This is a genomic window from Sphingomonas sp. FG14 (assembly GCF_057809675.1).
In genome coordinates this window covers 1,287,395-1,306,273 of record NZ_JBMDKK010000001.1, presented here as the reverse complement: position 1 = coordinate 1,306,273, position 18,879 = coordinate 1,287,395, and the positions used below count along the sequence as shown (strand labels likewise).

At 65.4% G+C, this 18,879-nt stretch carries 14 protein-coding genes; 10 read left to right on the top strand and 4 right to left on the bottom strand.

Features of this window, described 5'->3' with window-relative positions:
- Positions 1-44: 44 nt before the first annotated feature.
- The gene (locus ACODTA_RS06225) at positions 45-911 is read right to left on the bottom strand and encodes a DUF3011 domain-containing protein (protein ID WP_489064940.1); all 867 of its coding nucleotides are present in this window, start codon (positions 909-911) and stop codon (positions 45-47) included.
- A gap of 189 nt (positions 912-1,100) precedes the next feature.
- On the opposite strand from ACODTA_RS06225, the gene ACODTA_RS06220 reads away from it, so the two are divergent.
- From ACODTA_RS06220 to ACODTA_RS06180, 9 genes are all read left to right on the top strand, one after another.
- Positions 1,101-3,773: a winged helix-turn-helix domain-containing protein gene (locus tag ACODTA_RS06220; RefSeq protein WP_489064939.1), complete on the top strand. Its 2,673-nt coding sequence runs from the start codon at positions 1,101-1,103 to the stop codon at positions 3,771-3,773.
- Positions 3,774-4,109: 336 nt separating this feature from the next.
- Positions 4,110-6,353 (top strand): TonB-dependent receptor, encoded by a 2,244-nt coding sequence (locus ACODTA_RS06215; RefSeq protein WP_489064938.1) that lies wholly within the window; start codon positions 4,110-4,112, stop codon positions 6,351-6,353.
- Positions 6,354-6,436: 83 nt separating this feature from the next.
- Positions 6,437-7,228: an aspartate/glutamate racemase family protein gene (locus ACODTA_RS06210; protein ID WP_489064937.1), complete on the top strand. Its 792-nt coding sequence runs from the start codon at positions 6,437-6,439 to the stop codon at positions 7,226-7,228.
- An 11-nt stretch (positions 7,229-7,239) separates the two neighbouring features.
- On the top strand, positions 7,240-7,566 hold the full coding sequence (locus tag ACODTA_RS06205; RefSeq protein WP_489064936.1) for a cupin domain-containing protein: 327 nt from the start codon (positions 7,240-7,242) through the stop codon (positions 7,564-7,566).
- 5 nt (positions 7,567-7,571) lie between these two features.
- Positions 7,572-9,620 carry a hydantoinase/oxoprolinase family protein gene (locus ACODTA_RS06200; RefSeq protein WP_489064935.1) on the top strand — a complete coding sequence of 683 codons (2,049 nt, stop codon included), beginning with the start codon at positions 7,572-7,574 and terminating at the stop codon, positions 9,618-9,620.
- 11 nt (positions 9,621-9,631) lie between these two features.
- A complete protein-coding gene (locus ACODTA_RS06195) occupies positions 9,632-11,320 on the top strand; it encodes a hydantoinase B/oxoprolinase family protein (protein ID WP_489064934.1) in 1,689 nt (562 codons plus the stop codon).
- Positions 11,317-12,315, top strand: coding sequence for a zinc-dependent alcohol dehydrogenase family protein (locus ACODTA_RS06190; protein ID WP_489064933.1), 999 nt, complete (start codon positions 11,317-11,319; stop codon positions 12,313-12,315). The genes ACODTA_RS06195 and ACODTA_RS06190 overlap by 4 nt, the downstream gene beginning before the upstream one ends.
- Complete coding sequence (locus ACODTA_RS06185) at positions 12,312-13,562, top strand: purine-cytosine permease family protein (protein WP_489064932.1); 1,251 nt, start codon at positions 12,312-12,314, stop codon at positions 13,560-13,562. Before ACODTA_RS06190 ends, ACODTA_RS06185 begins: the two co-directional genes overlap by 4 nt.
- A complete protein-coding gene (locus ACODTA_RS06180) occupies positions 13,540-14,763 on the top strand; it encodes a metal-dependent hydrolase family protein (RefSeq protein WP_489064931.1) in 1,224 nt (407 codons plus the stop codon). Before ACODTA_RS06185 ends, ACODTA_RS06180 begins: the two co-directional genes overlap by 23 nt.
- Positions 14,764-14,781: 18 nt before the next feature.
- Here ACODTA_RS06180 and ACODTA_RS06175 read toward each other — a convergent pair whose 3' ends face one another.
- Both ACODTA_RS06175 and ACODTA_RS06170 read right to left on the bottom strand, forming a co-directional pair.
- A complete protein-coding gene (locus ACODTA_RS06175) occupies positions 14,782-14,970 on the bottom strand; it encodes a hypothetical protein (protein WP_489064930.1) in 189 nt (62 codons plus the stop codon).
- Between the two features lie 101 nt (positions 14,971-15,071).
- The gene (locus tag ACODTA_RS06170) at positions 15,072-16,202 is read right to left on the bottom strand and encodes an arylamine N-acetyltransferase family protein (protein WP_489064929.1); all 1,131 of its coding nucleotides are present in this window, start codon (positions 16,200-16,202) and stop codon (positions 15,072-15,074) included.
- Positions 16,203-16,521: 319 nt separating this feature from the next.
- Between ACODTA_RS06170 and ACODTA_RS06165 the strand changes: the two genes are divergently transcribed.
- Positions 16,522-17,166, top strand: coding sequence for a TetR/AcrR family transcriptional regulator (locus ACODTA_RS06165; protein WP_489064928.1), 645 nt, complete (start codon positions 16,522-16,524; stop codon positions 17,164-17,166).
- A gap of 7 nt (positions 17,167-17,173) precedes the next feature.
- Here ACODTA_RS06165 and ACODTA_RS06160 read toward each other — a convergent pair whose 3' ends face one another.
- Positions 17,174-18,865, bottom strand: a complete 1,692-nt coding sequence (locus ACODTA_RS06160) for an FAD-binding protein (RefSeq protein ID WP_489064927.1) — start codon at positions 18,863-18,865, stop codon at positions 17,174-17,176.
- Between the last annotated feature and the right edge of the window lie 14 nt (positions 18,866-18,879).

The window sequence follows — 18,879 nt, the reverse complement described above, 5'->3', positions numbered from 1 at the left end:
CCGCGCCAATCGGCTGTGGCGCGGCAGCAATGCCCAGCCGTGCGTCAGCTCGTGAAATCGAGCTGAACCACCTTGCTCGGCGTCGCGCGGCAATAGATCGGCACATTGCGGTCGCCATCGGGATAGGTCGCGACCAGCTCGGCCGCGAAGCGCCAGCCGCCATTGCCGGGCTCGATGCTTCTCAGCCGATCGAAGCGCAGGCGCGTGCCGCCTGTTGCGCCGATCTGGCGAGAGGCTTCGAACAGGCAGGTCTGCATCGACGGTTTGGCCTCGGCGGGAAGCGAGGAGAGATCGGCGGAGATCGCGGCGGGCGGGCCCGGCGGATAGCTGGGTGGCGTTTCGGGCGCGGTTGTTTCGGCCGGCTTGTCGGCCTTCTTGTTCTTGCTGGCGAGCAGCGCGACCAGCCCGGCCGCCACGGCGACGCCGCCGATGATCAGCCCGGTGCTGGGGCCCTTATCCCGGTCCGGGCGGCCATCGTCCCAGCCGCCGCCCCAGTTGTTGCCATAGCCGTAAGCGAAAGTGCCCCGGCAATTGCGCGATACCCAGATCGAGCGGCGGTCATAGCCCCAGGTCCGGCCCTGCACACAGTTCCCGCTGCCGCGCGTCAGCAGCACGACGCGGTTCTCGGTCCGCGCATCACAGCGCTTGGTGCGGTTGTTGCGCGACTCGCAGACGAGCCGTCCCGCATAGCCGCGATCGCGATCATAACCGGGATAGCCGGGATTGGGTCGTGGCGGCTGGATTTCGGGGCGGCCGGGAACGGGATGCGGCAGCGGTACGGGCCGATCGGGAACCGGCTGGGGCAGGGGCACTGGCCGGTTCTGCGATGGCCGCGTCTGCGCCATCAACGGTGCGATGCTTTGTGCCGTGAGTGCCGTCGAAAGAATGAGTGTGCCGAAGATCCGCTTCATGTCGCGTCCTCTCTTGCTCGAAAACGATCCCCTTCGATCGTTTCGGCAGCAGCATAACCCGAATGAGCATGCCGAACAGCCCGAAAGGCGATGAATAATCTGTCAAGATTCCAGCACTTTGCGCTCCATCCCGCAAATGGCGCGTGGGGCCGAGTTGCGGAGCGGCGCGATTGCGAAGATAGGAACGTCATGTCGGATCCCATCGACACCGAAGTCGCGCGGCGCTGGCTGCTCCGGTCCAAGCTCGATCTGCCGCGCAACAATGTCTGGCTGGTCGGCCGGCCGCGCTTGTTCGCGCGGATGGACGGGTGGCTCGATCTGGATCTTGCCACCGTCGTCGCGCCGGCGGGCTATGCCAAGTCGACCACGGTCGCCGAATGGTGCCGGTCCGCGCGCGATCGTGGCGCCGCGGTCGCCTGGCTGACGCTCGACGAGGCGGATGCGGAACCCTCGCAATTCCTGTCCTATGTGATCGCCTCGCTTTCTTCCGCCGGGCTCGACCTTGAATGGCTGGAGACCGGGGCGGAGGAGGGGTTCGTCGCCAGCGGCATCCCCTCCGTCATGTCGGCGATGCTCGACGCGGTCGCGCGTTTCGATCGCCCGGTGCTGCTGGTGCTAGACGACTATCATCGTCTCGGTTCGCCTGCGGTCGATGCGGTGATGAAGGCTATGCTGCACGCCATGCCGCGCAACATGACCATCGTCGCGGCATCGCGGACCGCGCTTCCCTTCGATGTCGCGCATCTGCTGGCGGCGGGCCGGGCCGACGAACTGACCAGCGAAGCCCTGCGCTTCACCGCGGACGAACTGGCTGCGGTCTTCGAACGGCCGATCGGATCGGAGACGCTGGAAATCCTGCTTGAGCGCACCGAGGGCTGGCCGGTGGCGGTCCAACTCGCCAAGCTGCTTGTCGGCGACGATCTCGACAACAGCCGCATCGCACGCTTCAACGGCGGTTCGGGCCATATCGCCACCTATCTGGCCGATCAGATCGTCGGCGATCTCGATCCCGATCTCCAGTCCTTCCTGCTGCTGACCGCTCCGCTCGAGCATTTCAACGAAGGGCTCGCCGCCGCCGTCACCGGCCGCGACGACAGCGTGGCGACGATCGCACGGCTCGAACCCCTGGGCGCGTTGATCGTGCCGCTGGACGAAGGAGGCGCCGGCTATCGCTACCATCATCTCTTCGCCGAATATCTGCGCAACGAACTGCGCCGCCGCCATGGCGAGGCGGTCGTGCTCGACGTCCATCGCAGCGCCTCTCGCTGGTACGAGCGCAACGGCTATATGTCCGATGCGGTGCGCCATGCGCGGCTCGCCGACGATTACGACCGCTGCGCGAGGCTGATCGAGGCAGCCGGCGGCTGGGAACTGATCCTGTTCGGCGGTATCGGCTATCTGCGCGGCCTTTTGCAGCAATTGCCCGAGGATGTCGTCCAGTCTTATCCGCGCATCTCGGTCGCCAAGGCCTATTCCTGCCTGAAGGACGGGCTGCTCCAGCAGGCGCGCGCCTTTTTCGACATCGCCGCGCACATGTACGAGGCCGCCCATTCGAGCGACGTGGCGCTCGAGCGCGATCTGCTCAATGTCGGCGCGCTGCTCACTGTCTATGAGGATCACCAGATCGATGGCGAGGGCATAGCCCGGCTCGAAGCGGGGCTGGCCGGGGTGGGGGCGAACGATCCGGTCACGCGCTCGATCTTGTCGAGCCAGCTCATCGTCTACGAGCTCGCGCTGGGCCGCTTCGACGCCGCGGATCGCCGCGCCCAGCAGACGATGCGGCTGATGCGCCAGGCGCGCACCGTGCTCGGCCTCAATTATTGTTTCCTCCATGCCGGCCTGGCTGCGATGTACCAGGGGCGGCTGAAGGCGGCAGAGGCGCATTTCAGCGTCGCGCGCCGGATGGCGGAGGAGAATTTCGCCTTCGATCCGGGTCTGCGCGCGCTGTCGCGGCTACTCGCCAGTTGCCAGCGCTTCTGGGCAGGCGAGGAGTCCGACATTCCCGTCGAGCAACTGCGCGCCGATCTCGATCAGGTGGAGCGCTATGACGGCTGGGTGGACATTTATTATATCGCGCTGACCGTCGAATATTTCCAATTGCGCGATCATGATGCCGCGATCGAACGGGCGCGGCGGATCGCGCAGGTGCGCGGGCTGGAGCGGCTTGACCGGCTGGCCGACGCGCTGGTGCTGATGCAAGCGGGCCATGCGGACAGGATGTCGGTCGCGATGCGACTGAGGCAGGACCTGCCCGACGGATGCTGGGATCAGGATCGGTTCCGCTGGCTCGTCTATGTGGAGAGCCGGCTGGCGCTGGCGGCGCATTTCGCGGCGATCGATCGCGCCCGCGCGATCGCGATGCTGGGCGATGGGTTGCGTTGCGCGCGCGGCACCGGCGCGCTGCTTCATGTGCTGCGCATGCTGGTCGCGCGGGCCCAGCTTCTCGACCTGTCCGGCGATCGTCCGCGCGCGGTCGAGGATATGATCGAGGCGCTGACGCTCGCGGCCTATGACAACACCTACGGTGCTTTTCTCGAAAGCCGTGGCGCGCTGCCGCTGCTCCGCGCGGTCGTTCGCCACGCGCAGGACTCCTATGTCGACATATTGGTCGTCGATTTCACCTCCAACATCGTCGCCCGGCTGGCGCGGGCCAATGAGGATCGCGGCGAGGCGGGGCTTTCCTTGCGCGAACGCGAAGTGCTCGAGGAACTGGCGCAGGGGCGTTCGAACAAGGAGATCGCCCGGCTGCTCGACATGACCGAGCATACGGTGAAATTCCACCTGAAGAACCTGTTCGCCAAACTCGACGTTGCCCGCCGCACCCAGGCGGTCGCCCGTGCGAGGGAACTCGGCCTGATCTGACACCTCGGCAGTTGGTTTCGAGAGCAGGTTCGAGCTTGCCGAGAACCGAAGTCGAGAAGGCCTCAGGCGTCGAACCCTTCTCGACGGACGCGTCTCGACAGGCTCGACGCTGCTCGAAGCGAACGGACACGGGGGCGAGGTCAGCCAGCCAAAGCCTACCCGTTCGAGTAGGTTTTGTGGGGCAACGCCGTCCAGCCTAACCGAATCCCGCCCGTGGCTATGCTTCGCGACGATTGTTTCCCGGCACCGCCTGTTCGACACCGAAGAGGTCAAGAACATTCGACCCGTCCGGAGCAAATGCCCCGAAGACGGCGCGACAGCCCAAGGGGGGACGAGATGACGATTTCGGTCAAACGGAAACTGACGACAGGCGCGGCTCTGGCATGTGCGGCGATCGCGCAATCCGCCTGGGCGCAGGAGAACCAGGCTGACAATATGGGCGTCGAGGACATCGTCGTCACCGCGCGCCTCCGCAATGAAAATCTCCAGGACATTCCGCTCGCGGTCACCGCCTTCTCCGAACAGTCGATCGCCGACCGCAAGATCGAGGGGGTCAGCGACTTCCTGTCGGCGACGCCCAATATCTCGATCAACCAGTCGCAGAGCGCGGGCGTTTCCTTCATCACCGTGCGCGGCGTTTCGCAGGTTCGCAACGGCGAAAGCCCGGTTGCGGTCGTCATCGACGGCGTCCAGCAGGTCTCGTCGCGCCAGCTCACCCAGGATCTGTTCGATCTGGAGCGGATCGAGGTGCTGCGCGGCCCGCAGGGCGCGCTTTACGGGCGCAACGCGATCGGCGGCGCGATCGTCATCACCACCAAGAAGCCGAGCGACACGTTCGAGGGTTCGGCAACGCTCGGCTATGGTCGCGGCCAGGATTACCGGGCGCGCGGATCTGTCTCTGGGCCGATCGCCGGCGACGCGCTGCGCTTCCGCGTCGCGGCCAGCTATCGCAATCTCGACGGCTATTACCGCAACACTTATCTGAACCGTAAGGTCGACGGGATCGAGGATCTCAACCTGCGCGGCCAGCTCTTCGCGCAGTTGGGCGAGAATTTCACCGCCGACCTCAAGGCCCAATATGGCCGCACCGAAGGCGGCGGCGTCAATTTTCAGTATCAGTCGGCCAAGTTCGATCCGGCGAAGCCCTGTTTCCTCGATCCCGCCAATCCATTCGGCGGGCCGGCGCCCGACGCCAATCGCGTCGTCCGCAGCTTCTGCGCGACCAATCTCGGCCAGAATGTTCGCAAGACCGGACAGGTTTCGCTCAAGCTCGAATATGATGCCGGTTTCGCGACGATCACCAACGTCACCGCCTATGATCGGGTGCAGGAATATGTCGCCGGCGACCAGTTTGCCTATACCGCGAGCGTCGACGTCTTCGGCACCGACGGCACCCAGACCCAGTTCGAGGACATGAAGGCGTGGTCGAACGAACTGCGCATCGCCTCGCGCTCCGACCAGTCGTTCCGCTGGATGGTCGGCGCTTATTATCTCGATACGAAGCGCTTCATCTCGACGACGACGGGCGACGATAATCTGCAGGGTATCTTGCCCGTGCGACGCGTGCCGCAATTCACCAACCCGGTGAACCCGACCTTGTCCTTCTTCGCCGACGACAATCACAATCGCGCCTGGGCGGTCTTCGGCAACCTTGCCTATGACGTCACCGACCGGTTCGAGCTGTCGGTTGCCGGGCGCTACGACAAGGATCGCCGCCGCCAGGCGGTGCGTCCGGACCAGACCGGATCCTTGCCCGCCGGCTGTTCGGCGGCGGCGCTCGACAATTGCGTCAAGCGCAACAGCTACGATCTGTTCCAGCCCAAGGTTTCCGCCAAATACCGGGTCAGCGACAATCTGAACCTGTTCGGATCCTGGGGTGTGGGTTTCCGCTCCGGCCAGTTCAACCAGAGCGGCGTCGCCGCGGTCGCGCAGGCGGCGGGTGTCAACGGCGTCTCGGACGTCGTCCGGCAGGAAGAGGCCGAAACCTTCGAACTGGGTTTCAAGAGCGACCTGTTCGATCGCCGCCTGCGCCTCAACGGCACATTCTACACGACCAAGGACAAGAACCCGCTCTATTTCGTGTTCCTGGGGGCGATCGGCGGGCAGGTGCTGGTCAATATCGATCGCGTGCGCTCGACCGGCTTCGAGCTGGAAGCGCAGGCCAAGCTTGCCGACGGCCTCGATGCCTTCGCCAATTACGGCTATACCCGCAGCCGTATCCGCGCATATGCGGTCGATCCCAGCCTGGTCGGCAACCAGACCCCCTATGTGCCCAAGGACAGCTGGGCGGCGGGGCTGCAATATCGCACCGCGATCACCGACGATTTCGGCCTGTTCGCGCGCGCCGATGTCGAGCATCATGGCCGGCAGTTCTGGGATCCGGAGAATTCGACGGCGCGCAGCGGCTATGAGCTTGCCAATCTCCGCCTCGGCGTCGAGCAGCCCGACGGACGCTGGTCGCTGATCGCCTCGGTCGATAACCTGTTCGACAAGAAATATAATGCGGAATGGGTGCTGGGTGGCTTTGCCCAGCCCGGCCTGCCGCGCACCTGGTCGATCGATTTCTCGATCAAGTTCTGACGCCTCGGGGGCGGGGACGCCCCAAACGCAAATCGCATCAATCCCGCGCCGGCCCTGTGCCGGCGCGCAGGGAGAGTTTTGACATGACCGACACGACACGGGTGCTCTGGGTGAACCCGATCGGCAAGCCCGCTTATGACGATCCGATGGGCGCGCTGATGGGCGGGATCAAGCAGCCCGGCACCCGGGTCGATGTGGTTTCGCTCAACACGAAACTGCTGCCCGATCACCTCGAATACCGGACCTATGAGGCCTTGATCGTGGCGGACATGGTCCGGCTGGCGCGCATGGCCGATGGTGAGGGCTATGACGCGATGGTCATCGGCTGCTTCTACGATCCGGGGCTGGAGGATGCGCGCGAGATTTCGGGCGGCACCGTCGTGGTCGCTCCGTGCCAGGCATCGGTCCAGATCGCCGCCAATCTCGCCAACCGCTTCTCGATCATCATCGGGCAGGAGAAATGGGCGGTGCAGATGCGCGAGCGCATCACCACCTATGGCTATGCGCATAATCTGGCGTCGACGCGCGCGATCGGGATCGGCGTGCCCGATCTCCAGAAGGATTGCGACTTCACCACCGCGCGCATCCTGGAAGCGGGGCGCCGCGCGGTCGAGGAGGACAAGGCGGAGGCGCTGATCCTCGGCTGCACCTGCTCGTTCGGCATGGCCGAGGCTGTCCAGAAGGAACTGGGCGTTCCCGTGATCGATCCGATCCTCGCGGCGTTCAAGATGGCCGAGTTCCTGGGCGGGTTGCGCCGCGGCTTCGGCTGGACGCCGAGCCGGGCCTGGAGCTGCGCGCCGCCGCCCGAGGCCGAACTGGCCAGCTTCGGCGTCTTCTCCGCACCGCCGCCGATCGGCAACCGCGTCAGCTATTGAAGGAAAACACGATGCAGATCATCCCGATGCGCTGGGCCGATGCCGGCGTGCAGATCGAAAATCTGGGTGAGCGAAGCTGGCAGCGGCCGACCGCCACCACATACGGCATGGCGAGCTTTCCCGAAGGCGTGCGGCACCCGGCCGAAGGCTATTCGATCCATGCCGGCACCGAGATCTCGTTCATCCTCGACGGCGAGTTCGATGTCGAGACGCCCGGCGGCGTGACGCGGGTGACGCGCGACCATCTCGTCGTGATCCCGGCCGGCGAACCGCATGCGACGCTGACCCGGGCCGCCGGCCGTGTCGCCTATTTCCTCGTGGCCGAAGAACAGGAGTAATCAGGGTGCGCGCATCCAGCGATGTCGGCGGGACCTTCACGGACCTCGTCTATTATCAGGTCGATCCCCAGACCGGCCAATGCGGCGAGGTTCGCACCGCCAAGGCGGACACCACGCCGCCGAACTTCGAGCAGGGCGTGCTCGATACGCTCGCCAAGTCGGGCGTGCCGATCGGCGAACTCGATTTCTTCGCGCATGGCTCGACCGTGGTGATCAACGCGCTGACCGAGCGCAAGGGCGTGAAGACCGCCTTGATCACGACCAAGGGCTTCCGCGACGTCATCGAGATCGCGCGCGGCAACCGCCCCGATCTGTTCAACTTCAATTTCCGCAAGCCCAAACCCTTTGTCGAACGCTATCTGCGCGGCGAACTTGACGAGCGCGTCACCTATCGCGGCACGATCGAACGGACGGTCGATCTGTCGCCATTGCCGGCGATGATCGACGCGTTTCGCGCCGATGGCGTCGAGGCGATCGCGGTGGCGTTCCTTCATGCCTATGTCGAGCCCGCCAATGAGCGCGCGGTGGTCGCGGAGATCCGCCGGCTCTGGCCCGAGGTCTCGGTGCTCGCCTCGCATGAGGTGAGCCGCGAATGGCGCGAATATGAACGCACCAACACCACCGTGCTGTCGGCCTATGTCCACCCGATCACCCAGCGCTACGTCGAGCGGCTCGAGGATCGGCTGAAAGATGGCGGCTATGCGCATCCGCTCTACATGATGCAGTCCAATGGCGGCATCGCGACGGCGGAGGCGGCCAAGGCCAATCCGATCGCGATGGTCGAATCCGGCCCCGCCAGCGGCATCTTCGCCGCCGCCTATATGGGGCGACGCATCGACGAGCCCAATCTGATCGTGCTCGATATCGGCGGCACCACCGCCAAATGCACCTTGGTCGAGGATGGCGAAGTCAAGGTCACCACGGAATATCATATCGAGCGCGACGCCCGGAATCCCGGCTATCCGATCCAGACAGCCGTGTCTGAGATCGTCGAGATCGGCAATGGCGGCGGCTCGATCGCCTGGATCGACGAAGGCGACAAGCTGCATGTCGGCCCACGTTCGGCGGGCGCCAGGCCGGGGCCGGCGGCCTATGGCCATGGCGGCACCAATGCGACGACGACCGACGCCAATCTGGTGCTCGGCCGCATCGATCCGGCAAGCTTCGTCGGCGGTGAACGCGAGCCCGATTGGGCGGCGGTCGATGCCGCCTTTGCGCCGCTCCAGGCGCGGCTCAATCTCTCGCGCGAGGAAGTGGCGCGCGGCATTGTCCGCATCGCCAATGCCAATATGACCGCAGCGCTCCGGCTGGTCTCGACCAACAAGGGTTATGACCCGCGTGATTTCGCGCTGATGGCCTTTGGCGGGGGTGGGGCGATGCACGCGGTGGCGCTGGCGGAAGAACTGCGCGTCCCGCACGTGATCGTGCCTGTCAATTCCTCGGTCTTCTCGGCCTGGGGCATGTTGCTCACGGATCTCAGGCGCGATTATCTCCAGACCCACCTGACCCGGCTCGAACCCGCCCAGGTGGCGGAACTCGCAAGCGGCTTCGCGGCGATGCGGCTTCAGGCGATGGACGATTACGGCCGCGACGATGTCGGCTTCGAGCATTTCCTCGACATGCGCTATATCGGGCAGGAGCATACGGTGAAGATCGCGGCGGTGCGCTCCGCCGACGGCGATGTCGATATCGCCGCGACCGCCGACGCCTTCCACGCCGCGCACGAGAAGCGCTTCACCTATCGCCTCGGCAATGCGATCGAGGTGGTGAACTTCCACCTCGTCGCGACGATCGCGGTCAACAAGCCCGAACTTGCCGAAAAGCCTGTCACCGGCTGCGCGCTCGGCGATGCGGTGATCGCCACGCGCAGCGTCGATTTCGACCAGCACGGCATCCACGATGCGACGATCTACGACGGGCTGCGCCTGGAACCGGGCATGGCCTTCCAGGGGCCGGCGATCATCCAGGAGCCTTCGGTCACCTGCGTCGTGCCGCCGCCGCACCGCGTGACGATCGACAAATACGGCAATTACCACATCCATCTGGCAGCCTGAGGAGCGATCCGATGCAGCACGACATCTTCACGATCGAGATCATCAAGGACGCGATCGTCGCGCTGGGCGACGAGATGTTCAACGCGATGATCCGCACGAGCATGAGCCCGATCATCTACGAGACCACCGATTTCGCGGTGGGCGCGACCGACGCGACCGGCAACCTGCTGGCGCAGGGCAATGGCGTCACCGCCTTCCTCGCGACACTCGACACCGCCGTGGTCTCGCTGCTCCAGCATTATCCCGATCCGGCATCGATCCGGCCGGGCGACGTCTTCATGTCCAATACCCCCTATGAGGGCGGCGGCACCCATTTGTCCGACGTCGTGATCCTCGTTCCCGTCTTCGACGGCGAGGAACTGATCGCGTGGACGGTGAACAAGGCGCACTGGACCGAAGTGGGCGGGGCCCAGCCGGGCAGCGTCTCGACCAACGCCACCGAGATCTACCAGGAAGGGCTGCGCTTCACCTTCCTCAAGCTCTATGATCGCGGAGAGGTCAATGCGGCGCTGGTGCAACTCATCCGCGACAATGTCCGCCTGCCCGATTCGACGATCGGCGACATGCATGCCGGCGTCGCCGCCGCGCGCGTCGGTGCGCGGCGGATCGGCGAACTGCTCGATCGCTATGGCCGCGATCAGTTGCTCGAAGCGATGCGCGAACTGCTCGATTATGGCGAGCGGATGACGCGCGCCGAACTCGTCAAGCTGCCCAAGGGCGTGTTCGAGGCCGAGGATCTGGTGGAGGAGGATGGCCTGGGCAACGGGCCGTTCCCGATCCGCGTGAAGGTGACGATCACCGATGACGAGATGATCGTCGATTACAGCGGCACGGCATTGCAGACCACCGGGCCGATCAACTGCTCCTATACCGGGCTGGTGACGGGCGCGCGCTGCCTGTTCAAGGCGGTCACCAATCCCGACATCCCCGCCAATGGCGGCTGCTTCCGCCCGCTCAGGATCGTCTGCCCGCCCGGCACCATCATCAGCGCGCAGGCGCCGGCGCCGGTGTCGCTTTATTACGAACCGCTGATCGCCGCGATCGACGTGTTCTGGAAAGCGCTGGCGCCGGTGCTGCCGCGTCGCCTGTCGGCCGGGCACCAGCGCACCGTGGGCGCGACCTTCATCTCGGGACTTCGGCCGGAAAATGGCGAACTGTTCGTGATGGGCGAGCCGCTGGTCGGCGGCTGGGGCGCATCGTCCGATCTCGATGGCGACAATGGCCAGTTCTGCTGCGCCAATGGCGAGACCTACAACATCCCCTGCGAACTGTTCGAAAGCCGCTACGCGCTCCAGGTCGATCAATATGCCTTCCACAATGCCGATGGCGGCGCCGGCCGCCAGCGCGGCGGCAAGGGCGTCGTGCTCGACTATCGCGTAACCGCTGACGAGGCCTATCTCACCTATGCCACGTCGCGCAGCGAGGCGCGGCCCTGGGCGCTCGACGGTGGCCAGCAGGGATCGACCAACTATGCCGAGATCCATCGGCATGACGGCAGCGTCGAGCGCCACACCATGTGCACCACCGTGCCGGTGCGCCGCGACGAGGTGATCCGCATCTACACCGCCAGCGGCGGCGGCCATGGCGATCCGCGTCAGCGCGATCGCGATGCGCTGCTGCGCGATATCCGCAACGGCTATGTCACCGCCGAACAGGCCGCGCGCGATTATGGCGTCGATGTCGCCGGGGCTGCGCGGTGAGCGATTTCCGCGCGCTCCGCTTCCATGCGCTGGGCGATCCGGTCGATGTGCTGGCGATCGACCGGATCGGGCACGCGCCGCTGGGGCCCGGCGAGGTGCGGATCCAGGTCGCCGCCTTCGCGCTCAACCGCGCCGACTGGCTCTTCTCGCGCGGTGAGCATTATTCGCTGCCCCGATTGCCGTCGCGCATCGGATCGGAATGCGCGGGCATCGTGGTCGCGGTGGGCGCGGATGTCGATCCGGCGCTGGTTGGCCGCCGCGTCTGCACCGTGCCCTTCCACAATGCCGATTATGGTGTGCAGGGCGAGTTCGCGACCGTGCCCCAGGCCTATCTCGCCCCCTGGCCGGAAGCGCTCACCGCCGAACAGGCGGCGGCAAGCTGGATGCAGTATCTGACCGCCTGGTTCGCGCTGATCGGCGTCGCCGACATCGGCCCGGGCGATCATGTGCTGATCCCCGCTGCGAGCAGCAGTGCCGGCATCGCCGCGATCCAGCTTGCCAAGCGCTGCGGCGCCGGTGTCGTCGCGACCACGCGATCACCGAACAAGGCGGAGATGATCCGCTCGTTCGGCGCGGACGCGGTGCTGGTGGTGAGCAAGGGTGACGACCTCGCGGCGCGCATCATGGCCGAAACGGCGGGGAAGGGCGTCCGCGTGGTTTTCGATCCTGTCAGCGGCCCGTTCGTCGATGCCTATCTCGATGCGCTGGCCGACGATGCGCGAATCTTCATCTACGGCCTCTTGTCCGGCGGGGCGACCGAGCTCGACATTGTCCGCCTCGTTCGCCGCGCGGCGGTGATCCATCCCTATTCGATGTTCAACCATGTCCGGCATCCGGAACAACTCGCCCGCGCCATCGCCTGGATCGAAACCGAGATCGCCGCCGGCCTGCGCCCGGTGATCGATATAGTGGTGCCCTTCGACGATGCGATCCAGGCCTACCGCCGGCTCGACAGCCAGCAGCAGATCGGCAAGATCCTGGTCGGCATCGCGTGAGCGGCGATTTCCCGCGCGAGCCCGTTCCCGAGGATCGGGCGACGCGCCCGGCGGCGGCGATCGCGCTGATCGTCGCCAATGCGGTGATCGGCGTGCCCATCATCTTCCTGGGCGGATCGATCGGGCGCGATCACGGCATGGCGCAAGGCGGGCTGATCATCGCGATCGGCTGTGCGCTGACTGCGGCGCTCGCGATGCTGATGGCCTGGGCGGGTGTCCGCTCGCGCCGTTCCACGGCATTGCTGGCCGAACGGAGCTTCGGTCTCCACGGCGCGCTGGTTCTCAACGTCGCGCTGGGCGCCGCTTTGCTTGGCTGGTTCGCGGTCGAAATGGGGTTTATCGGCGATTTGCTTGCAAGCGCGATGCGGCTGGCGCTGGGCATCGGGATATCGCCGGTGCCGGGCATCATCGGCGCGTCGATCGTCATCGGCGTGATCGCGATGTTCGGCATCGCCGTGATCGCCCGAGCACCCCTGATCTTCGCGCCGTTGCTGACCCTGCTGGTCGGTTTCGTCGCCATCGCCGCCATCCCCCGGCTGGGCGAAGCCCCGGCGAGCATCGGCGCCGTCTCGATCGGTACCGGCATTTCCGCGATTGTCGGCGCTTATGTCGTCGGTTGCCTGATCATGCCCGATTACAGCCGGTTCGTCGCCAAGGCGCGCGATGCCGCGATCGCGGCGGGCGTGGCGCTCGGTCCGGTCTGGGCGGTGGTGCTCGGCTGTTATGCGGCGGCGGGCGCGGTGACGCGCAGCGATGCGCCGATCGCCATCCTGCTTGCGCTCGGCATGCCGGTGATGCTGACCTTGATGCTGCCGCTCGGGCTGATGCAGAACGGCATCATGTGCCTCTATTCCTCGGCGCTCGCGACCTCGACCTGGCTGCGCGGCCTGTGGTTTCCGGCGATCGTCCTGGCGACGACGATCCTCGGCATGGGGCTGGCGCTCGCCGGCGTCCAGGCCGGCTTTGTCGGCTTTCTTGTATTGCTGGCTTTCGTTTTTCCGCCTGCCGCCGCCATCCTGGCGAATGAGGCGCTGTTCGCGCCGCACGACGGCCCCGAAGGGCCGGCCGGATTCCGCTTCGCCAATCTGGCGATCTGGGCGCTGGGCAGCCTCGCCGCCGCGCTCAGCGAATATCATGGCATCGGGTTAAGCGGTGTCTCGGCGCTCGACGGTTTCGTCATCGCCTTCACGCTTTCGTTCGCCTCTCTCAGGATCGGGAAACATGATGCAGCGCACGCTTCTTCGTAACATAGCCGTTTTCGACGGCGTCAGCCCCGAACTGACCGATCGCGCCGCGATCCTGATCGAGGGCGATCGCTTCGCCTCGATCCTGCCCGTCGATACCGCCGAAGCGGCGGATACCGTCATCGACATGGATGGGCGCTGCGTGATCCCGGGCCTGATCGACGCGCATTTCCACGCCTATGCGTCGGACATCGACTTTGTCCGGCTCGAAAGCCTGCCGCCCACCTATCTGGCGCAGCGCGCGCGGCACCTGATGGAGGATGCGCTGAAGCGCGGTTTCACGACGGTGCGCGACGTGGGCGGCGGCGATTACGGGCTGTGGCGCGCGATCGAGGAAGGCTGGATCGCCGGCCCGCGCCTGTTCTACTGCGGCCGCGCCTTCAGCCAGAGCGGCGGGCATGGCGATATCCGCGCGCCGCACGAGCATGATGATGTCTGCGGATGCGCCGGGCGCGGCATCCTGGCCGAGCGCGTCGACGGTGTCGATGCGATGCGCAAGGCGGCGCGCGAGGCGCTGCGCCAGGGCGCGCATCACTTGAAGATCTTCGTCTCGGGCGGCATCGCCTCGCCCAGCGATCCGATCTGGATGCTGCAATTCTCGGAGGACGAGATCGCGGCTGTGGTCGATGAGGCGCGCCGCCGCCGCGCCTATGTCGCGGCGCACGCCTATACCGCCGAAACGATCGCGCGCGCCGTCCGGTTGGGCGTGCGCACGATCGAGCATGGCAATCTGATCGACGAGGCGGCGGCACGGGCGGTCGCGGAGCACGGCGCCTTTGTCGTCCCGACGCTCGCCACCTATGAGGCGTTCCGCCGCAACGGCGTCGCCGAAGGCGCCGCGCCGCATCTGCTCGCCAAGCTGGAGGATGTGGCGGGGCAGGGGCTAGAGGCGATCCGCATCTGCCGGCGCGCGGGCGTCCGGCTGGGGTTCGGCACCGATCTGCTGGGCACGCTCCACCGCCATCAGCGCGACGAGTTCCGCCTGCGCGCGCAGGCTGAAACGCCTTTCCAGATCCTGGAATCGGCAACCTCGGTCAACGCCGCGATCCTGGGCAGGGAAGGGGAACTCGGCACGATCGCGCCCGGCGCCTTCGCCGACTTCCTCGTCATCGACGGCAACCCGCTCGACGATATCGCGCTGCTCTACGAGGATTCGACCGCGATCAATGCGGTGTGGAAGGGTGGCCGGCCGGTCGAATCCTGATCGGACGGGGAAGAGCCGCTATCCCATCAGGCCGGAACGATACCAGCGTCCGATCGCGGGCAAGCGCCGCAGCTCGCAGCCGCAATAACGGCAATGTCCATGGCGGACGCCGGATGTGTCGGTCCACACATGGTTCGAAACCACGTGCCGCCCCGCCGCGCAATCGTGCGGCAAGGCAGCGGATGCGGTGCTGGCTGCGGCTTCCATCGGACTCACTCCATCGATGTGGTGATCCTGCCATGTCCCGCCCGTTGGCAAACTGACCGGCACATGAACTTCATGTAAGCCGGGGCGCGGAGCGTGGCATGTCATCCGGCGGCTGCGCGATCGATCACCGGGCGCCATGCTTCGTCGGCATCGAGCAGGAAGATATCGCCGAGCGCATGCGTGATGCCGTCGGTATCGAGTTGGCGGCGTTCAACCTCGCCTCCGGCCGCACGGATGGTCAGGCGATTGCCGAGCAGCGTGTGGCGCGCTTCGGCAGTGATCCGGGCGACGATCAACTGCTGGCGGAAGATCGAGGCCGGGCTGGTGGAAGTGTACCAGTTGAACAGCGCATAATGGCTGTCGAGCATCGGTTCGGGCGACAGATCGTAGAGCGTCTGCCATCCATCCTGGATATGGGCCTGGAGGTACAGGCCGGTTCCCACGCCCACGAACCGGAAAACCTCATGGCCCGTCGGCTGTTCGTCCTCGATGTCGAGCCGCAGCGGAGTGGGCGGAACGCTCGATCCGAAACCGACATCGGCGAGCCAGGGGATGCCGTCGATCGTGACGCGCAAGGCCATATGGGTGCGCGGCGGCGGGGCGGCGCCGGGCGCCTTCATCCAGCGCACACCGGCGACGAGTCCGTCCACCTCGAAGCCGATCGCGGTGAGCACGCGCTTGAACAGGCCGTTCTGTTCGTAGCAATAACCGCCCCTGCGCGCACCGATCAGTTTCGCATCGATCGCGTCCGGGGACAGGTCTATCCCGCGACCGAGCAGCACGTCGATCGCCTCGAAGCTGATCGATGCGAGATGATGTCGCTGGAGTGCGCGAAGCGTCTCGATCGTTGGCTCGAGCGGTCCCGCATGGCCGATGCGATCGCAATAGGCGGGCAGGTCGACCGTCGGTGTTGCTATTCCCCGCGCGGCGGCAGTGATCTGGTGTGCCGCATAGGGCGCATAGGTGCGGATGAAGCGGGCATCGGGTGAGTTTTGGCGGAGTTGCCGCTCGAGAGCCTCCGCGATTTCCACCGAGACGCCAGCGCCGAACGAGATCAGGTCGAACGCGCCGTCGATGCCGGCAAGCGCACGCCCGATGGTCTCGCCCCTGGCGGTGAGGCCGGCCGCCGCCAGTTCGTCGATGATCGTTTCCAGCACCTCGGTCCGGCCGCCCACGGCAAGGATACGGGGGCCGGGAAGGCCCGCGATTGTCAGCGATTCAGTGAAAGTCATGGGGGGCGCTCCTGTCTTGGGAGCGCGTGGATAATTCCTCAACCAATGTTGAGGTCAAGCGGTTTCTTGTGCGACGATTTGAGTCCCGGACAGGTGACGCTGTTGCTCGACCTTTGGGGATGGGTTGGACGTCTTGCCCTGGTAAATCCGGCCCATTTTCCAATGGCGAAGCCGGTCGATGACTGATAGTCGGAAACCGCCTGTGGAGGGATCGCCATGTCGCGATTTGGGAGGATGCGGAATATTCGGGAGAGGTGACCGTTCTGGCGCGTATCCCGCAGTCTTCGTCAACAAGATCAAAAATTCAAAGGCTTGAACATTGCGACGGAAAACACCGATACAGAGCCGGGCCAAGGTCACATCGGAAGCGATCCTGGAGGCGGCGGAGATCATCATCCTGAAGGATGGGTATGACAAGGCCACGACCAATTACATTGCCGAGCGTGCCGGCGTCAGCATCGGGTCACTGTATCAATATTTTCCGAACAAGGATTCGCTGCTCTCCGCATTGATCGAACTCAAGGTTTCGCGGCTCGCGAATGGCGTGCGGATCATCCTGCAGGAATCGATGGATTTGCCGCTGGCGGACGCAAGCCGCAGGATATTGACCTATCTGCTTGAGAATTTCCGCGAGCATAAGGTGCTTCTCTATTCGCTGTCCAAGCAGACGCCCGAGCTTGTCGAACTGACGCGGAACCTGTCGGTGGAGAAATTCACCCACGCCACCAGCAGGGCGCTGTTCGAGCGTCACGCCGACGAGATCACCGTGACGAATCTCGATCGGTCGCTGAACATCCTCGAGATCGCGGTGCTGTCGAACATCAGGCGCTACATATTGGAAGAGCCTGCCGACCTGACCGATGAGGTCTTCATCGACGAGATGGTGAGGCTGTCCATGGGTTATATGAGGGCCGAGGAGGCGCTGTATCGGCCGAGCGTCCCGGAAGACGCGGTCCCGGCCTGACGCGCATTTATCGGATGCTGCCGGCGATATGGTCGGCGGCGATATAGGCGAAGACGGTCGCGGGCCCCAAGGTGCCGCCGCCGCCCGGATAGCAATCGCCGAAGGGGGAGCCCGCGCTGTTCCCGATCGCATAAAGGTTGGAGAGGGCCTTTCCCTCCCGTGGCATCACCCGCCCGTCTGCGTCGGTCTTGAGGCCGCCCTTGCTCCCCAGATCGCCGAGATCGATCCTGACCGCATAATAAGGCGGCGTATCGACCGGCCCCATGCACGGATTGGGGCCGACATCGCCCTTGCCGAAATAGCGATCGAAACCATTTTCGCCGCGGCCGAACGCCTCGTCCTTGCCGTTCCGGGCGTAGAGATTCATCGTTCCGACCGTGTCGGCCAATGTTACCGCATCGACGCCCATCTTCACCGCGAGCGCCTCGATGCTGTCTGCCTTGAAGATGTAGCTGTCCCACCATTCGACGGGAAGGCTGCGATCGGGCATCACGAAGCTGGGCAGGATCGCGCCGCATGGATAGCGCGCGCGGAACTTGGCGTCGAAGACCATCCAGCACGGGATGTTGGCGCCGGTCCGCTGCTGGTCTGCGATCATCGCCTGGCCGAACTCGTCATAGGAACAGCTTTCGTTCACGAAACGGCGGCCGAGCCGGTTGACGCACAGGCTGAAGGGGTGGCGATGGTCGAAGAACATCGGCTGTGCGACGTCGAGATTGGGCACGGCGCGCGAGGGCAATTGCATGCTCGGCGCCCACCAATTGGCATCGAGGCATTCGGTATCGGCGCCGATCCGGCTTCCCATCAGCAGCGCATCGCCGACATTCATGCCTTTGGGGGTCAGGCTCCATCGGGCGTCGGTGGTGACGGGCAGCAACTCGTCGCGAAGCGCCTGGTTCTGTTCGAAGCCGCCCGCAGCCAGGATCACCCCGGCACGCGCGTCGAAGCGCACGGCATTTCCCTTGAGGATCGCCTCGACGCCGGTCACGCGCCCCTGATCGACGGACAGGCCGGTCGCGCCGCAATCGAGCAGCAGCGGAATATCCCGATCGAGCATGGCCTTGCGCAAGCCGCCGATCAATGCCCGGCCCATCGTGAGCCGCCGATCATGATGCGTCCTGCGGCGCCAGGACAGGTCCAGCCAATATTTCAGGATCAGCCGGGCGGCGACCCATTGCCAGCCGGTGCGCCGGGCGGAGAGCGCGAAGGATTGCTGGAGATTGAGCGCATAGCGGCCGAACAGCCTGTAGCCCAGCGGCGACTCCCGCAGATTGAAGAACGCCTCGCCAAGGTCCGCGCCGTCCATCTCGGTCGGAAACAGCGATCGTCCCGTCGAAGCGCCAGGCGCGCCCGCGATGTAATCGGGAAAGCCGGGAACCGGCATCATCGGCACGCCGATCCGGGCAAGATACCCGATCATCTCCCGGCCCCGATCGACATAGGCGGCGAGCTTGTCGGCGCGGAAGCCGTTCCCGCTGACCGCGTGAAGATAGGTGAGCGCTTGTTCGCGGCTGTCGTTTCCGTCGCCGATGCCATGATCGGGGATCCAGATGCCGCCGCCCGACGTGGCGGAGGTGCCGCCATAGCGGTGCGCCTTCTCGATGACGATGGGGCGCAGGCCCAGATCGTGCAGGCGGACGGCGGCGAGCAGGCCGCCCGCGCCGGATCCGCATATGACGACGTCGAAATCCGTGTTCATACGGCTGTCCTCGA